Origin of the sequence: Streptomyces sp. NPDC021080, assembly GCF_044333225.1 — a bacterium.
Lineage (GTDB): Bacteria > Actinomycetota > Actinomycetes > Streptomycetales > Streptomycetaceae > Streptomyces.
Genome location: NZ_JBIRQM010000003.1, coordinates 468,083 through 481,923, shown reverse-complemented (window position 1 = coordinate 481,923; position 13,841 = coordinate 468,083). Strand labels below are relative to the sequence as shown.

Below are 13,841 nucleotides of genomic sequence, written 5' to 3'. Positions count from 1 at the left end.
CTCGCGCCGCGTTGTTCCGGGATGAGCGCTGACTGTTGTACGGACACCGTGGAACATCACCTTGCGAAGAGGCCGGGAGAACCGGTGAGGACAGAGGCCGGAACACTACATCTTGTAGGGAAGAGTGAGGTTATGGCCAGACAGGAGCGGCGTGAAGAGGTAAGGAGGTGTTGAGAATGCGGACCAGGGGTCCGGGTCGCACGCGTCCGGCCGGCAGGGAGTCCGTCCTGGTGCTCAGCGGTGCGGCGACGTGCCCCGGTCGTGGCCGGGGTTCCCGAAACGTCCGCCGGGGCACGGCTTCCCGCCGTCGCCGAGCGGCCGGTCGCGCGTGGTGGCCCACCACAGGAGGTCGCCGAGCGCCGCGCCCGCCGAGACCAGCGCCGTGATCACCCCGGCCATGGTCAGTCCGTCGCCGAGGTGCGGGCGTCCGTGCAGGGCGTGCAGGTCGAACCCGCACAGGTGGTACACGCCGAGTGCGGCGATCCCGAGACTCGGCACGAGCAGTGCCAGCACGGACGCCGGCCCGCGTGCCGCGCGCCCGGCGTCACGTTCCTTCACAGGGTCCCCCTGATGTACGACGCTCACCGCCGGGACCCTACAGTACGTAGGGTCCCGCTGTCCTGGCGGTGGTTCCGCCGCGTTCCGGCGGATACCCCGGGCGACGGCCTCCATGCGGGGGCGGCACGTCCGGGCCCGTGATCCGGATCACGGGTGCGCCGCCCGCGCGGCGCCCGGTGGTTTTCCGTACCCGCCCATGACGTCCGGACCCCGGATGCGAGGATGAGGGCCGTCATGACTGCCGGGTGGTGCACACGCATGCTGCGGGCCGTGATGTTCGCGGCCGTCTGTGTGGTGCTCGCCGCCCTCGGCCACGTGATGATGTCCGGCTCTCCGGTGGCCTGGTGGGCACTGGCCGGCGCCGGAGCGGGCACGGCCGGAGCGGGCTGGTGCCTGGCCGGCCGTGAGCGCGGGCTTCCGCTCGTCGTGGCCGTCGTGGTGCTCGCCCAGGGCGTGCTCCACACCGCGTTCTCGATCGCGCGGTCCCTCACGCTCGCCGCGGACGCCGGTACGGGCGCCGCGGCCATGGGCTCGATGGACATGGGCTCGATGGGTTCCATGGATATGGGCTCCATGGGCACGGGTTCCACGGGCGCCGGAACCCTGGCACATCTGTTCTCCGGGGGAGCCGGGGCGGGCTCGCCCTCATCGTTCGGCATGTTCGCCGCCCACGCGCTCGCGGCACTGCTGTGCGGCCTGTGGCTCGCGCACGGCGAGGGCGCGGTGTTCCGCGTCCTGCGGGCGGCGGCCGGCCGGCTGGCCGCACCCCTGCGGCTGCTGCTCGCCCTGCCCGTACCGCCGTACCGCCCGGTGCTCCGGGTGCGCCGACGCGCCTCGGACCGCGCCCCGCGTCTCCTCCTTCTCGTCCACGCGATCACTTCCCGGGGGCCGCCCGTGGGGTCCGCTGTCGCCTGAGACAGCCGGCTCCCCGAAGCGCCACCCGAGCGCTTCGGGCATCGGCCGTACCTCCTGTACGGCCGCACCCCACCACCGGACCCCGCGCCTCGCGCCGGTCCGGATCACGGATGACCCGAGAAGGACACCTGGTGATCACTCCTGCCCTGCCCGCCTCCCGCCACGGACACGAGAGGCGGTACGAAGACGCCGACGGCCGAGCGGTGCCGGCCGACGAGTCGGCGACCGCCTGGGCGCTGGCCGCCCGCGCCGGTGACCCGGCCGCCGTCGAACGCTTCGTCCGCGCGCTGCACCGCGATGTCGTGCGCTACGTCGCCCATCTGTCCGCCGATCCGCAGGCCGCCGAGGACCTCGCCCAGGACACGTTCCTGCGGGCGCTCGGCAGTCTGCACCGGTTCGAGGGGCGTTCCTCGGCGCGGACCTGGCTGCTGTCCATCGCCCGCCGCGCGGTGATCGACAGCCTGCGCCACGCCGCCGCCCGGCCGCGGTCGACCGGCGCCGCGGACTGGCAGACCGCGGTGGAACGCGCGCAGCCGCTCGGCCTGCCCGGCTTCGACGACGGCGTCGCCCTGCTCGAACTCCTGGCGGTGCTCCCGGGCGAACGGCGTGAGGCGTTCGTCCTCACCCAGATGATGGGCCTGCCCTACGCGGAGGCCGCCCTCGTCAGCGGCTGTCCCGTCGGCACGGTCCGCTCCCGTGTGGCGCGTGCTCGCGCGACCCTGATCGCACTGCTCGCCGAAGCGGAGATTGAAGCGGAGACCGAAGCGGAGGCCGAGGTGGTCGACGCCGCCGAGCTGACGGCCGGGCGGTCGGCGCCGAGCGCCGCCTGACCGTAGGGGGCCGGGGCCAGGGCCGGAGTCCGGCGCCGGGTGGCGGACGATCACGTCGACCACCCGGCGCCGGGCCCCACTTCACCGCCTCCGCGGTCCGGTGCCTAGACCGACCGGTGATACTGCTCGGGTACGCGGACCTCGGCCCCGAGTTCGCGTGCCGCGAGCCGGGCGAAGGACGGGTTGCGCAGCAACTCCCTTCCCAGCAGCACCGCGTCGGCCTCCCCGTTGGCGACGATCTTCTCGGCCTGCTCCGCGTCGGTGATGAGACCGACGGCGGCGACGGCCATCGAGGTCTCCCTCTTCACCCGCGCGGCGAACGGGACTTGGTAGCCGGGGCCGACGGGAATGCGTACACCGGAGGCGTTCCCGCCCGTGGAGACGTCGAGCAGGTCCACACCGTGCTCGTGCAGTTCGGCGGCGAAGCGGACGGTGTCGTCCGCGCTCCAGCCCGCTTCCTCCAGCCAGTCGGTGGCGGAGATGCGGAAGAACAGCGGCTTTTCCTCCGGCCAGACCTCCCGTACGGCGTCGACGACCTCGAGGGCGAACCGGGTGCGGTTCTCGTACGAGCCGCCGTACGCGTCGGTGCGGTGGTTGGAGTGAGGGGAGAGGAACTCGTTGACGAGGTAGCCGTGGGCGCCGTGGATCTCGACGATCTCGAAGCCGGCGGCCAGCGCGCGGCGGGCCGCGTCCGCGAACTGGCCCACGATCTCCCGGATCCCCTGGACCGTCAGCTCGTCGGGGACCGGGTGGCTCTCGTCGAACGCGACCGCGCTCGGGGCGAGCGCCCGCCAGCCGTGCGCGTCCGGGCCGACCGGGGCGCCGCCCTTCCAGGGGCGGTCGGTCGAGGACTTGCGCCCGCCGTGGCCGAGCTGCACGGCCGGCACCGTGCCCTGCGCGGTCAGGAAACCCGTGATGCGACGGAAGGCCTCGACCTGGGTGTCGTTCCAGATGCCCAGGTCGTACGGGGAGATCCGGCCCTCGGGCGAGACGGCGGTCGCCTCGACGATGACCAGTCCCGTTCCTCCGGCGGCGCGGGCCGCGTAGTGGGCGAAGTGCCAGTCGTGCGGGGCACCCGCGGAGGGTCCCTCGGGCGCGGCCGAGTACTGGCACATCGGGGGCATCCACACCCGGTTGGGGATGGTGACGTCGCGCAGGACGCAGGGCTCGAAGAGGGCGCTCACGGCCGACTCCATTCATGGCGGGACCGGTGTATGCCTCGTACGATAAGCCTCGTAGTACGGCGAGTGTCAAACTACGATGGGTCTCGTACAATGATGACGTCGGGTGAGGCAGCCGGACGATGCCGGACGTGAGGGGCGAAGACCGAGGCCCCTGGATGAAATGGAGCCGCCGTGACGCCCGCCGCCAGTGGCCGTGATCTGCCGCATCCCGCGCGTGAGGAGATCCGGCTGGAGTCGGTGCTGCACGCCCTGTCGGACCCGATGCGGCTTCGGATCGTCCGCGAACTCGCCGCCGAAGGCCGTGAACTCTCCTGCTCGGACTTCGTCCTGCCGGTCACCAAGTCCACGACGACACACCACTTCAGGGTGCTCCGTGAGAGCGGGGTCGTCCGCCAGGTCTACCGCGGTACGGCGAAACTGAACGGCCTGCGCGCGGACGACCTCGACGCGCTCTTCCCCGGACTCCTCGACCGCGTCCTGGAGGCCGCCGACCGGCAGGCCGGGCGCGTCGGATGACCCCGGCGGCCCGGCGGTTCGTCGTCCTCACGAGTTCCTGAGGCCGACGGGCGTGCTGCCGACGGGCACGGTGGGCGGCGTGCGACGTGCGACGTGCGACGTGCGATGTGTGGCGGGTCGGCCGACACGGCGTCCGTGCCGGCGTCAGGACCCCGCCGTCCGCGCTGCCGTCCGGAGCGCGGCCCAGTCGGGCAGTTTGACCACCTCACGGCCCAGTTCGGCCCCCAGTTCCGCCTCGGCCCGCTCGATCGCCTGCCATCCCGCCCATCCGACCGGCCGTATCCCCTCGGCCCGCAGTGCCGCGAGCGGGTCCTCGGCGGCCTTCCGTCGTACGAGCGCGGGGGCGTCCTCCAGCAGGGAGGCCACCGTCTCCTTCGCGCACGGGCGGTTGGTCCCGATGACCCCGGTCGGGCCCCGCTTGATCCAGCCCGCCACGTACTCGCCCGGCGAGACCATGCCGTCCCGCAGGACCCGTCCCGCCCGCTGCGGCACCGTGCCACGGTCGGCGTCGAACGGCATCCCGTCCAGCGGCACCCCGCGATAGCCCACCGAGCGCAGCACCAACTGGGCCTCGATCTCCTCGAACCGGCCGGTCCCCGTGACCCCTCCCGCTCCGTCCGGCACCGTCCGCTCGAACCGCACCGCGCCCACCCGGCCGCCGTCGGCGAGGAGTTCGACGGGCCGCAGGAAGAAGCGCGGGCGGATCAGACGCGGGCGGCCCGACGGCGCGGCCGACGCCCAGCCCCTCAGGACCTCCACGTTGCGGCGCTGCGCGGCCGGCAGCCCCGACGGATCGAGGTAGTCCGGATCGAGCGCCAGCTCCGCCTCGTCCACGCTGATGCCGGCCTCCGGCAGACCGCCCAGCTCCCGCAGCTCCTTGGTGGTGAAGCGGGCCTGCGAGGGTCCGCGCCGCCCGACCATGCTGATCTCGGTGACCTCGCCGGCGGCCAGCGCGCCGAGCGCCGCCTGCGGTATGTCGGTGGGGCTCAGCTCGGCTGCGGTGCGGGCCAGGATCCGGGTCACGTCGACGGCGACGTTCCCGACGCCGATGACGACGGCCGAGCGCACGCCGGAGACGAATCCGTCGGCCACGGAGTCGGGGTGCGCGCTGTACCAGGACACGAACTCGGTCGCCGACCAGCTGCCGAACAGATCCTCGCCGGGCACGCCGAGATGCCGGTCGCCGGCGGCGCCGACGCAGTACACGACCGCGTGGTACAGCTCCCGCAGCCGCGTCACCGGTACCCCGTGGGGTCCCACCTCGACGCCGCCGAGGAAGCGCACCCGTTCGTCCTCCAGGACGGTCCGCAGATTGTTCTGGAGCGACTTGATCTTCTCGTGGTCGGGTGCCACGCCGTAGCGCACCAGGCCGTACGGACAGGGCAGCCGGTCCAGGACATCCACGCGGATGTCGGGGGGCCCGCTCCGCTGGACAAGGCCCTGTGCGCTGTAGACCCCACTGGGTCCCGAACCCACGACGGCGACACGCAGCACTGCGGAACTCCTTACCCGAGGGATCAGGAAGATCGCTGACAGGACATCGCTGGTGCTCCCAGGATCGCACCACCGGGTGCTCCGCTGACAGGGTTCGGTGCGTCCCGGCCGTGCGCGTGTCCGTTCGTATGGAATGTAATGATGCGGTTACGTTCCGTATGTGCTGGACGTACCGTTCCTCAATCTGTCCGACCGCTGCCGTGCGGACGGCGACGTGTCCGTGTGGCCCGCCTGGGAAGTGCGGGAGCCCGGGTCGGGTGTCATGTCCTGGTTCAACGTCCGGCTGGCGTTCACGGACGGTGCCCGGGTCGACCTGCTCGCCGTACTGTCGGAGACGGCCCTGTCGATCGAGGACGTACGGGCCGAGCCACCGCTCTCGCTGGACGATCTCGCGGTGGTCGCCGAGTGGATCGAGGAACCGCTGTCCGAGGCGTGCGGGAGCCGTCTCGATGCCGTCCGCGACCAGGGCCGGGAGAGCCGGGCGCGGCGGGCCCGCCCCGTGTGGCCGCGCGGGATCGAGGGCTGTCTGCTGGTGGCGGAGGAGTACCGGGCGGCGCAGAAGGAGGGCGTGGACCCGGTGCTCGCCGTCATGGACGCCACCGGCCACAGCCGCCGCAAGTCCCTGCGGCTGATCGCCGGAGCCCGTGACGCAGGCTTCCTGACGCCTCGTCACGCCCGCCGCTGACGTCGGCCGGATGCGTGGCCGGGCATGAGGCCGAGCGCGTGTCCCGGCGTGCGCCCGTGGCCTCCCGGTGCCCGGAGCCCCTCGGCCGCACCCGACCTCCTTGCGCGGCACGCCACCGAACATTTGCCCAGCGCTCCACCCTTCGGGGTGGAGGTGAAGGGCATCCTGCCCATGGCGGCCCGGAGGGTCGCAGCAGCATGGCAGGATCGCCTTGCCGGACAACGGAGTTGTCCGGCCTACCGCCGGACGGGCGGAAAGTCAGGCCTGCGGAGGCCACGTAAGACCGACCCTCACCGGTCGGCGGAGGCCCGTGAAACAGGAACCCATGGTGGTGCTGCGGAGCAGTACGGACCGGAATCACCTGCCCTCGGGCAGGTGAGGGCGTCAATTGGGCCGGCCGTCCTCGGGTTCCGGACCGGTCGCGAAGAAGCGGGACAGATCGGTCTCGCGGGGGCCGTCCGATCCCTCGGGGTCCGGCGGCATCCCCATCTCCCAGTCCAGCCGGTAGCGCTTGAAGAGTTCGGCCCGCAGTACCGGGACCTTCATCGGCACGCCCGGGACCAGCGCCGAGTAGACCGCACCCATGAGCAGGGCGCGCAGCATCGGGTAGTCGGTCGTGACCTGCTGCGATCCGTACCGCGCGACGGTCTCCCCGAGCAGTTGCGACAGACGCACCTGTTCGGGGCACTGGACGAATCCCTCGGCCTGGAGCAGCCCGGCCATGTGCTGCCGCATCAGCACCGGCTGATCCCGGGTGAGGCCCAGGATCGCGTCGATGGCGCGCGCCATCCGCTCCCGGCCGTCCTCGCTGCGCGGCTCGCGTTCGAGGGCTTCCTCCAGGGTGCGGTGCATCAACCGGTGCACGGCGGACTGCAGGAGCTGGCGTTTGCCCGGGAAGTAGTACGACACGAGTCCGCGCGCCGATCCCGCCCGATCCGCGATGTCCCCGAGCGTCGTGGCGTCGTAGCCGTGTTCGCTCACCAACTCGACCGCGGCCTGCAGCAGGCGTTCCCGGGAACGCCGCCGCAACTCTTCATTGACCGAGGCGCTTCGCGGGGACATGCTGTAACTCCTGCGTTGACTGGCTGCCAGCCAACTATACTCAACGCGTCCGGATCCAGGCCCCTCGCGGGTCGGTTCCGGGCTGCCGCCGACCTGGGGCGACGCGGGGGATCGCCTCAGGTCGGACGCGCGGCAGCGGGCGTTGGGGGAACCCTGCGGGAACGCCGGCCGATCCCGGGCCTCATGGGCCGTCGTGTCGTGCCTCGCTCATCTCGACCTGAATCGGGCGTCGGTGTGCGGCGAGGTAGGCGCGCCACCAGTTGGTGACCATGTACCAGCCGACCGACAGGCTCAGCAGCACGTTGCCGACGAGGGTTTCCCTGTCGTCGCTGCGCACCGTGTTGTGGAGGGCGGCGGCGGTGACGCAGGTGAGCAGGCCGGCGAGGAGAATCCAGAACGCTGTCTTCATGGCGGACCTCGGAAGTGTGTGACGGAGGCGCCAACGTAGTCACGGATCCCGAATTGCGAGGCATTTGGCCTTTGTTGGCCAAGACTTGACCGTGGGGGCCCGTCCGGGACCGGAAGTCACGCGTTCTCCGTCGGGATTCCGTGCAACGGGTGATCCGGAAGAAGCGAACGGCTGTTTCCGGGTTCATCGGTCCGTGTCCACCAGGTCGAGCACCGGCCGCAGTCCGTCCGGACGGTCCGCCGCCGGCAGGTGGTCGACGAAACGCACCGCGCAGCCCAGGGCCGCCGCGCCGCCGTCCGCCGTGCGGTCGTCGCCCACCATCAGGGCGTCCTCCGGGGCGATCCCGAGTTCGGCGCAGGCCGTCGCGAAGAGCCGCGGATCCGGTTTCTGGACGCCGTGCTCGTACGACAGGACGTACGCTCCGACATACGTGTCGAGCCCGTGCTCACGGAAGACGGGCCGCAGGTCCCAGCCGATGTTGCTGACCACCCCGACGGCGAGACCGCGCTCGCGCAGCGCGCCGAGCACCTCGGCGGCGTCGGGATACGGCGTCCAGGCGGCGGGCCGCATGTGACGGTCGTAGAGCGCGTCGTGCAGAGCGGGATCGGGGAGCGGCACCTGCCGGGAGACACCGGTGAACGCCGCCCTGTGCTCCTCGGCCCCGCGGTCGCGGACCTCCCACAGGGGAAGGAGGCGATCCGGCACCGGCCGCGTCGGCCGGGCACCGCCCGCGAGCGCTCCCACCGCCTCCAGGGCCCGCGCCTTCTCGGCCAGTTCCGGCTCCGGGAGCGTGTGTCCGGTCTCCGATAGCACCGCGCGCAGCCATGACGGTGTGTCCTCGACGCGGAAGAGGGTCCCGGAGAAGTCGAAGAGCACGCCCTTGAAGGTCATACGGGAGATCTTTCGCGGCGCGTCCCCCGCCGGTCAAGGTGCCCTTGTCCGGCGGACCCGACCGGGGCTACCCCAGTGCCCGCAACCCCGGTACGAACGCGACGAGGACCGGTACCACCGGCACCAGGGCGGCCGCCGCCGTCAGTTGCAGCCGCCGGGCCGTCGTGAGCCGGTCCCGGGGGGTGAGGAGGCGGTCGACGCGCCGGGGGACATGCGCGTCCGATGCCTGGCCGGGTCCGAACACGCCCCGGTCCTCGTTGAGTTCGACCAGGGCGAGAGCGATCGTGAGCCGGCCGAAGCGACGCGACGCCACGTCGTCGGCGGCGAGTTCGACCAGTCGGTGCATCTCGTCACGGAACGCGGCGAACACGGGCACCTGCGGAAACCCGTTGGCCAGGGCGGCCGAACAGTGCAGCAGCCAGTCGTGCCGGGCCCGCGCGTGCCCCTGTTCATGGGCGAGCACGGCATCCAGCTGACGCCCCTTGAGGCGGCGCAACGCGGCCGTGGTGATCACCAGTCGGGGAGCGGTGCCGGGCAGCCACCAGGCATCGGGACGCTCCCCCTCGAGGACCACGAGACGATCGGCTCCGGGCTCCTCGCCGGGCAACAGCGGTGCGCGCACCAGGAGTTCGGACCGGCTCTGCCGACGGCGGAGCCGTGCCCGTACGATCTCGCGCGCGAGCATCGCCGCGGTCCAGGCGCCGCCGCACGCGAGCAGCACCGCGGTGGCGGCGGCCCAGGGAGCGCCCGCACCCGGCGCGTAGGCGTCGACGACCGAGGCCGGCGCGCCGTCGAAGACATGGCCGCGCACGGCCGTCCAGGCGGCGGACGCGCTCAGCGTCATCGACAGGACACAGCACAACAGGACGGCCGCCACCACGCATTGCCACACCCACAGGGCGACCACGGGTTCCCGGTCCGGCCAGTCAGCCCGTGCGAGCAGTCGCGGAGCGACCACGGAGGCAAGGGCGCCGAGCAGCAACAGTGCCGCGGGGACCATCATGGCCGAAGCCTATGAGCGGGGCCCGCCGCTGGATACGGTCGGCGACCCCAAGTGACGCACGCCACGGTTTCGCGCCGATCCCGGACTCCCTTCAGGCGCAGTCGACTTCGGAGCGTGACCGGGCTTCGGGACGCGACGTCGGCCGTCGGGAACCGGAGCGTGGCCGATGTCAGAGCGTCACCAGCATCGCCAGCATCGCGATCCCCATCGACAGGCGGCAGGCCCGGGAGAGTTCGGGGCGGTCGCCCCAGCCGACGGCGCGCGCCGACGCGTCGGGCCCGACGGCGCGCACCGTGGGACCCGGCGCGACGGTCAGCGGCAGGAGACGGGCGCCCGAGCGGAGTACGTAGCCGGTGAAGTACAGCAGGAGCGCTCCGGTGAGGGCGGGGACGCCGGTGCCGCCATGGGCGTGGTGGGCCGGGGCGGCGGTCATGGCCGCCGCCATGTAGGCCATCGCGACGGTGCCCATCAGATGGTGCAGATGGTGCCGGCTGCCGCGGGCCGTCCACAGCGCGCGCAGAGCGGCGGCGCCGAAGACGGCCGTGCATGCGAGCCAGGCCCAGCGCGGCGGGGTCACCACGGCCGCCGGTACGGCCATCGCGGCCATGCCGAACCCCATGAGCGCCTCGCCGCCCGCGGTGCGGCGCTGTTCCTCGACCGGGCTGCGCATCCGCAGCAGGCAGTAGGCCCCGGTCGCCGCGCACAGCGCGACGAGCAGCCAGCCGGGTGAAGCCGGTCCGTGCACCGCGTACCTCCCCGCTCGACGATGTCGGACGCGCGACGCAGGACACGCGAAGCCGGGCGAGTGGTGCCGGGCAGCGGTGACCGGACATCGGACAGTCGGTCAGGGCATGCCCCGGGCGGCCGGTGCGCATACGAGCGCAGGGGTGTACACGGGGGAGCGTGCGGGGGTGCACCGCAGGTGGGAGACCTCCAGGGTAATTAATTTACAGATAAAACACTTGCTAAGGTTATCGGTATGAGCAGTACGATCCCTCCCGTCCCCTCCTCCGTACGCCGGCTTCCGCTGGTCGGCGCGCTGCGCCTCGGCAGGCCCTCCGACATCTGGTTCAAGCCCGCCCTGAGCGTCGTCGCCGCGGTCGCCCCGCCGAATCTGACCCTGCTGGCGCTCGGCCGGCTGGACCTGGCGATGTACACCATGGCGGGATCGCTCTGCGCCCTCTACGCCCACAACCGTCCCTACGCCGCCCGGGCCCGGGCCCTCGCCTGGGTGGTGGCCGGAATGCTCGGCGGACTCGGCGTCGCGCTCGTCGCGGCCTCGCTCACCACGAACGCCGTCGTGCTCGTCACCGTCGGCGCGCTGCTGGCCGCCGCTCAGAAGACCCTGTGCGACGCCACCCGCATCGGACCGCCGGGGCACGTGGTCCTCGCCTTCATCTCCTCGGCGTCCCTGTTCGCGCCGCAGAGCCTCGGGCAGGTGCCGGGCCACCTCGCACTGGGCGCGGCCGCCGGAGCCTGGGCCTGGATCGTCGGCATGGCCCCCGGGCTCGTACGTCCGCACGGTCCGGAGCGGCGCGCCACCGCCCACGCGCTGAACGCCGCCGCGGTGTCCGTCGGCGCACCGGACGACGCCCGCGCCCGCGCCGCCGCGGCCGCCGCCGTGCACACCGCCTGGCAGTCGCTGCTGTCCACGGGAGCCCGCTCCGCACCCCGGCGTGCCCTCGAACGGCTCGTCGTACGGACCGAGGTCGCGCTCGCCGCCCCCGTCGGCACCGACCCCGAGCGGTTGCGCCGCTGGGCCCGCGAACTGTCCGGCACCGGACCCGTCCCGCACCCCGACGGCCTCGGGGACGCCGCGGACGAACTCCTCGGTGTCGACGCCGCGCTCGCCTTCGGAGAGCCGCCCCTGCTCGCCCGCCTCGGCCCGCTCGCCCCCATCGCCCTGCGCACCGCGCTCGGCTGCGCCCTCGCCGGTTACGCCGCGCTCGCGCTCGGCGTCGGCCGTCCCTCCTGGGCCCTGGTCACCGCCGCCTCCCTCTACCAGGCCAACGTCACCCTGACCTGGAGCCGGGGCGTCCAGCGGGTGACCGGCAATCTCCTCGGCGTGGCGGCCTTCGCCGTCCTCGTCCCGCTCGCCCACGCCGGGCAGGCGGCCCTCGTCCTGTGCTGCCTCGCCCTGAACTTCGGCGCCGAGGCGCTGATCGGCCGCAACTACTGGCTCGGCAGCGTCTGCGTGACCCCCATGGCCCTGCTGATCACCGAGTTCGCGCACGCCCAGCAGCCCGGAGAGCTGATGGCCGACCGGGTCCTGGACACCCTCGTGGGCGCGCTGGCCGGCTTCGTCGCGGCCGTCGTCGTGACCAACCGGCGGGCGGGCGACCGTATCGAAGAGGCGCTCTCGGCACTGGGACGGGCCCAGGAACACGCCGCGGGGCTGCTCGCCGAGGAGCGGCCCGAGCCCGCCGCCCTGGAGTCGGCCCGCCGCGGTCTGTCCGCCGCCGTCGTACACCTGCGCTCCGCCGCCGACGCCGCGGCCGGCGAGTGGTGGCGGCGCGCCCTGCCCGAGGAGCGGGTGATGCGGGCCGAGCGTGCCGGACACCGTACGCTCGCGGCGACGGTACGACGTCAGGGACTGCACTGCTGGGAGGGCGCACAGGCATGACGACACCGGACGGGCGGAGAACGGCGGACGGCGACGGGACGCCGGCCGGTGAGCCGGCATCGGACCGGGCAACGCCCGCCGAAAGGGCGCCCACAGACACCGCGCCCGCGGATGCTGCGTCCACCGGCCCCGCGTCCACCGGCCCCGCGTCCGCCGCCGGCACCCGGTCCGCGGGTGGCGCGTCCGCCGGTGTCGCCGGGCCCGCGTCCGCCGACCGGGCCCCCGGGGAGATGGCGGCGCCCGCCACGGTCGCCGTCGACACCGTGGCGGCCGTCGTGCGCCAGTGGGAGACGGTTCGGCCCGATCTCGACACCGGGCCCATGGAGGTCATCGGGCGCGTCAACCGCTGCGCCGCCCTCCTGCAGCAGGCCGAGGACGCGCCACTGCGCCGGGCCGGGCTCACCCGGCCCGAGTTCGACGTGCTCGGGACGCTGCGCCGCACCGGGCACGAGCTGACCCCGAGCGAGATCGCCCGCGAGACCTTCTCCTCGGGTGCCGCCGTCACCAAGCGGCTCAAGCAACTGACCGAGCGGGGACTGGTCGAGCGGCGCGGTGACCCCCGGGACCGCCGCGTCGCGCACGTCCGGCTCACCGACGCCGGACGCGACCTGGTCGACACCGTCCTCCCCGATCAACTCGCCTACGAGACCGGGGTCCTGTCCGGCGTCGACCGCGAACGGCAGCGTGAACTGGCCGGACTCCTGGGCGAGTTGCTCGGGCAGCTGGAAGGCAGACTGAGACTGCCGCGCGCCTGAGGGCGGTGAGAGGGCCGGCCGAGGCCGCCTTCCGGCTGCCCGAGACCGGGGAGCCGGCCCGCTGGGACCGGCGCGCGTCCGAGGCGGCCGACGGCCGGGACCGGGACCGCCGCACCCGACGCGGCGCGGGGCCGGTGACACGGCCGGATCAGTCCTTGCCGCTCTCCGCGTAGATGCCGAAGGCCGCGCCCTGTCGGTCCCGGGCGACGGCCAGACGCCGGCCGTTCGGCTGCGAGACGGGCTCCATCAGCAGGTGGCCGTCCGCCATGAGGACCGCGTTCGCCGTGGCGTCCACGTCCTCGACGGCGAAGTAGGGCAGCCAGTGCGAGGGGACCTCGTGCGCGAAGTTCTCGTCCATCGTGATCATGCCGCCGAAGTCGGCGCCGTCGACGCCCCACTGCGGGTAGTGCGCCGAGGGCGTCACGGTCCAGCCGAACACGGTCGTGTAGAACTCGGTCACCCGGTCCGGGGCCCGGGTCAGGAGCTCCACCCAGCCGAGCGCGCCCGGCGCGTTGAACAGCCCCGCGCCGGGGAAGGCCCGCGCCTGCCACATCTGGAAGGCGGCGCCGCCCGGGTCGAAGGCGACCGCGAAGCGGCCCACGTCGAGCACGTCCATCGGAGCGAGGACGAGGACGCCGCCGGCGGCCTGCACGGCCGCGGCGGTGGCGTCCACGTCGGTGACGGCGAACGACACGTTCCAGGCGACGGGCTGCGACTCCTGGTAGATCGGGGTGATCGCCGCGACGGCCGCGTCCCCCAGATGCGCGACGGTGTACCCGCCCGCCTCCGGCCGCGGATCCGTCTCCGGACGCCAGCCGAACAGATCGGCGTAGAAGCCCTTGGCGCCCTCCAGATCGTCGGTCCCGAGCTCCGTCCAGCAGGGTCCGCCGGGCACCGGCCTGTCGAGCTTCATGAC

15 protein-coding genes are annotated in these 13,841 nt (G+C 73.2%); 6 read left to right on the top strand and 9 right to left on the bottom strand.

The window, feature by feature from the left end:
- Nucleotides 1–234: 234 nt before the first annotated feature.
- A complete protein-coding gene (locus tag ACH4S8_RS09425; protein ID WP_398392105.1) occupies nucleotides 235–558 on the bottom strand; it encodes a hypothetical protein in 324 nt (107 codons plus the stop codon).
- Between the two features lie 234 nt (nucleotides 559–792).
- On the opposite strand from ACH4S8_RS09425, the gene ACH4S8_RS09420 reads away from it, so the two are divergent.
- Nucleotides 793–1,473 (top strand): hypothetical protein, encoded by a 681-nt coding sequence (locus ACH4S8_RS09420; protein ID WP_398392104.1) that lies wholly within the window; start codon nucleotides 793–795, stop codon nucleotides 1,471–1,473.
- Nucleotides 1,474–1,604: 131 nt separating this feature from the next.
- A complete protein-coding gene (locus tag ACH4S8_RS09415) occupies nucleotides 1,605–2,303 on the top strand; it encodes a sigma-70 family RNA polymerase sigma factor (RefSeq protein ID WP_398392103.1) in 699 nt (232 codons plus the stop codon).
- Nucleotides 2,304–2,407: 104 nt separating this feature from the next.
- On the opposite strand, the gene ACH4S8_RS09410 is transcribed toward ACH4S8_RS09415, so the two are convergent.
- A complete protein-coding gene (locus tag ACH4S8_RS09410; protein WP_398392102.1) occupies nucleotides 2,408–3,487 on the bottom strand; it encodes an NADH:flavin oxidoreductase/NADH oxidase in 1,080 nt (359 codons plus the stop codon).
- Between the two features lie 171 nt (nucleotides 3,488–3,658).
- On the opposite strand from ACH4S8_RS09410, the gene ACH4S8_RS09405 reads away from it, so the two are divergent.
- Entirely contained in the window at nucleotides 3,659–4,003 is a 345-nt protein-coding gene (locus ACH4S8_RS09405) for an ArsR/SmtB family transcription factor (protein WP_398392101.1), read from the top strand.
- Between the two features lie 144 nt (nucleotides 4,004–4,147).
- Here ACH4S8_RS09405 and ACH4S8_RS09400 read toward each other — a convergent pair whose 3' ends face one another.
- A complete protein-coding gene (locus tag ACH4S8_RS09400; RefSeq protein WP_398392100.1) occupies nucleotides 4,148–5,497 on the bottom strand; it encodes an FAD-dependent oxidoreductase in 1,350 nt (449 codons plus the stop codon).
- 214 nt (nucleotides 5,498–5,711) lie between these two features.
- On the opposite strand from ACH4S8_RS09400, the gene ACH4S8_RS09395 reads away from it, so the two are divergent.
- Complete coding sequence (locus ACH4S8_RS09395) at nucleotides 5,712–6,182, top strand: DUF6214 family protein (protein ID WP_398392366.1); 471 nt, start codon at nucleotides 5,712–5,714, stop codon at nucleotides 6,180–6,182.
- A 384-nt stretch (nucleotides 6,183–6,566) separates the two neighbouring features.
- Here the strand turns inward: ACH4S8_RS09395 and ACH4S8_RS09390 are convergent, their stop codons facing one another.
- The 5 genes from ACH4S8_RS09390 to ACH4S8_RS09370 all read right to left on the bottom strand — a co-directional run bounded on the left by ACH4S8_RS09390 (nucleotide 6,567) and on the right by ACH4S8_RS09370 (nucleotide 10,292).
- Complete coding sequence (locus tag ACH4S8_RS09390) at nucleotides 6,567–7,244, bottom strand: TetR/AcrR family transcriptional regulator (RefSeq protein ID WP_398392099.1); 678 nt, start codon at nucleotides 7,242–7,244, stop codon at nucleotides 6,567–6,569.
- A gap of 181 nt (nucleotides 7,245–7,425) precedes the next feature.
- The gene (locus tag ACH4S8_RS09385; RefSeq protein WP_398392098.1) at nucleotides 7,426–7,653 is read right to left on the bottom strand and encodes a hypothetical protein; all 228 of its coding nucleotides are present in this window, start codon (nucleotides 7,651–7,653) and stop codon (nucleotides 7,426–7,428) included.
- 183 nt (nucleotides 7,654–7,836) lie between these two features.
- Nucleotides 7,837–8,544 carry an HAD family hydrolase gene (locus ACH4S8_RS09380; RefSeq protein ID WP_398392097.1) on the bottom strand — a complete coding sequence of 236 codons (708 nt, stop codon included), beginning with the start codon at nucleotides 8,542–8,544 and terminating at the stop codon, nucleotides 7,837–7,839.
- A gap of 67 nt (nucleotides 8,545–8,611) precedes the next feature.
- Nucleotides 8,612–9,547 carry a M56 family metallopeptidase gene (locus ACH4S8_RS09375; protein WP_398392096.1) on the bottom strand — a complete coding sequence of 312 codons (936 nt, stop codon included), beginning with the start codon at nucleotides 9,545–9,547 and terminating at the stop codon, nucleotides 8,612–8,614.
- 169 nt (nucleotides 9,548–9,716) lie between these two features.
- Entirely contained in the window at nucleotides 9,717–10,292 is a 576-nt protein-coding gene (locus ACH4S8_RS09370; RefSeq protein WP_398392095.1) for a DUF5134 domain-containing protein, read from the bottom strand.
- Nucleotides 10,293–10,526: 234 nt separating this feature from the next.
- Here ACH4S8_RS09370 and ACH4S8_RS09365 point away from each other — a divergent pair, with 234 nt between their 5' ends.
- Together ACH4S8_RS09365 and ACH4S8_RS09360 are read left to right on the top strand one after the other, a co-directional pair.
- Nucleotides 10,527–12,170: an FUSC family protein gene (locus ACH4S8_RS09365; protein WP_398392094.1), complete on the top strand. Its 1,644-nt coding sequence runs from the start codon at nucleotides 10,527–10,529 to the stop codon at nucleotides 12,168–12,170.
- A gap of 230 nt (nucleotides 12,171–12,400) precedes the next feature.
- Entirely contained in the window at nucleotides 12,401–12,925 is a 525-nt protein-coding gene (locus ACH4S8_RS09360) for a MarR family winged helix-turn-helix transcriptional regulator (protein WP_398392365.1), read from the top strand.
- Nucleotides 12,926–13,073: 148 nt separating this feature from the next.
- Here the strand turns inward: ACH4S8_RS09360 and ACH4S8_RS09355 are convergent, their stop codons facing one another.
- A complete protein-coding gene (locus ACH4S8_RS09355; protein ID WP_398392093.1) occupies nucleotides 13,074–13,838 on the bottom strand; it encodes a VOC family protein in 765 nt (254 codons plus the stop codon).
- Nucleotides 13,839–13,841: the final 3 nt, after the last annotated feature.

What these genes read in the sequence shown, in the direction of transcription:
- ACH4S8_RS09420 (WP_398392104.1), top strand. Translation starts at nt 793, where the DNA reads ATGACTGCCGGGTGGTGCACACGCATGCTGCGGGCCGTGATGTTCGCG.
- ACH4S8_RS09390 (WP_398392099.1), bottom strand. Translation starts at nt 7,244, where the DNA reads ATGTCCCCGCGAAGCGCCTCGGTCAATGAAGAGTTGCGGCGGCGTTCC.
- ACH4S8_RS09385 (WP_398392098.1), bottom strand. Translation starts at nt 7,653, where the DNA reads ATGAAGACAGCGTTCTGGATTCTCCTCGCCGGCCTGCTCACCTGCGTC.
- ACH4S8_RS09380 (WP_398392097.1), bottom strand. Translation starts at nt 8,544, where the DNA reads ATGACCTTCAAGGGCGTGCTCTTCGACTTCTCCGGGACCCTCTTCCGC.
- ACH4S8_RS09375 (WP_398392096.1), bottom strand. Translation starts at nt 9,547, where the DNA reads ATGATGGTCCCCGCGGCACTGTTGCTGCTCGGCGCCCTTGCCTCCGTG.
- ACH4S8_RS09365 (WP_398392094.1), top strand. Translation starts at nt 10,527, where the DNA reads ATGAGCAGTACGATCCCTCCCGTCCCCTCCTCCGTACGCCGGCTTCCG.
- ACH4S8_RS09360 (WP_398392365.1), top strand. Translation starts at nt 12,401, where the DNA reads ATGGCGGCGCCCGCCACGGTCGCCGTCGACACCGTGGCGGCCGTCGTG.
- ACH4S8_RS09355 (WP_398392093.1), bottom strand. Translation starts at nt 13,838, where the DNA reads ATGAAGCTCGACAGGCCGGTGCCCGGCGGACCCTGCTGGACGGAGCTC.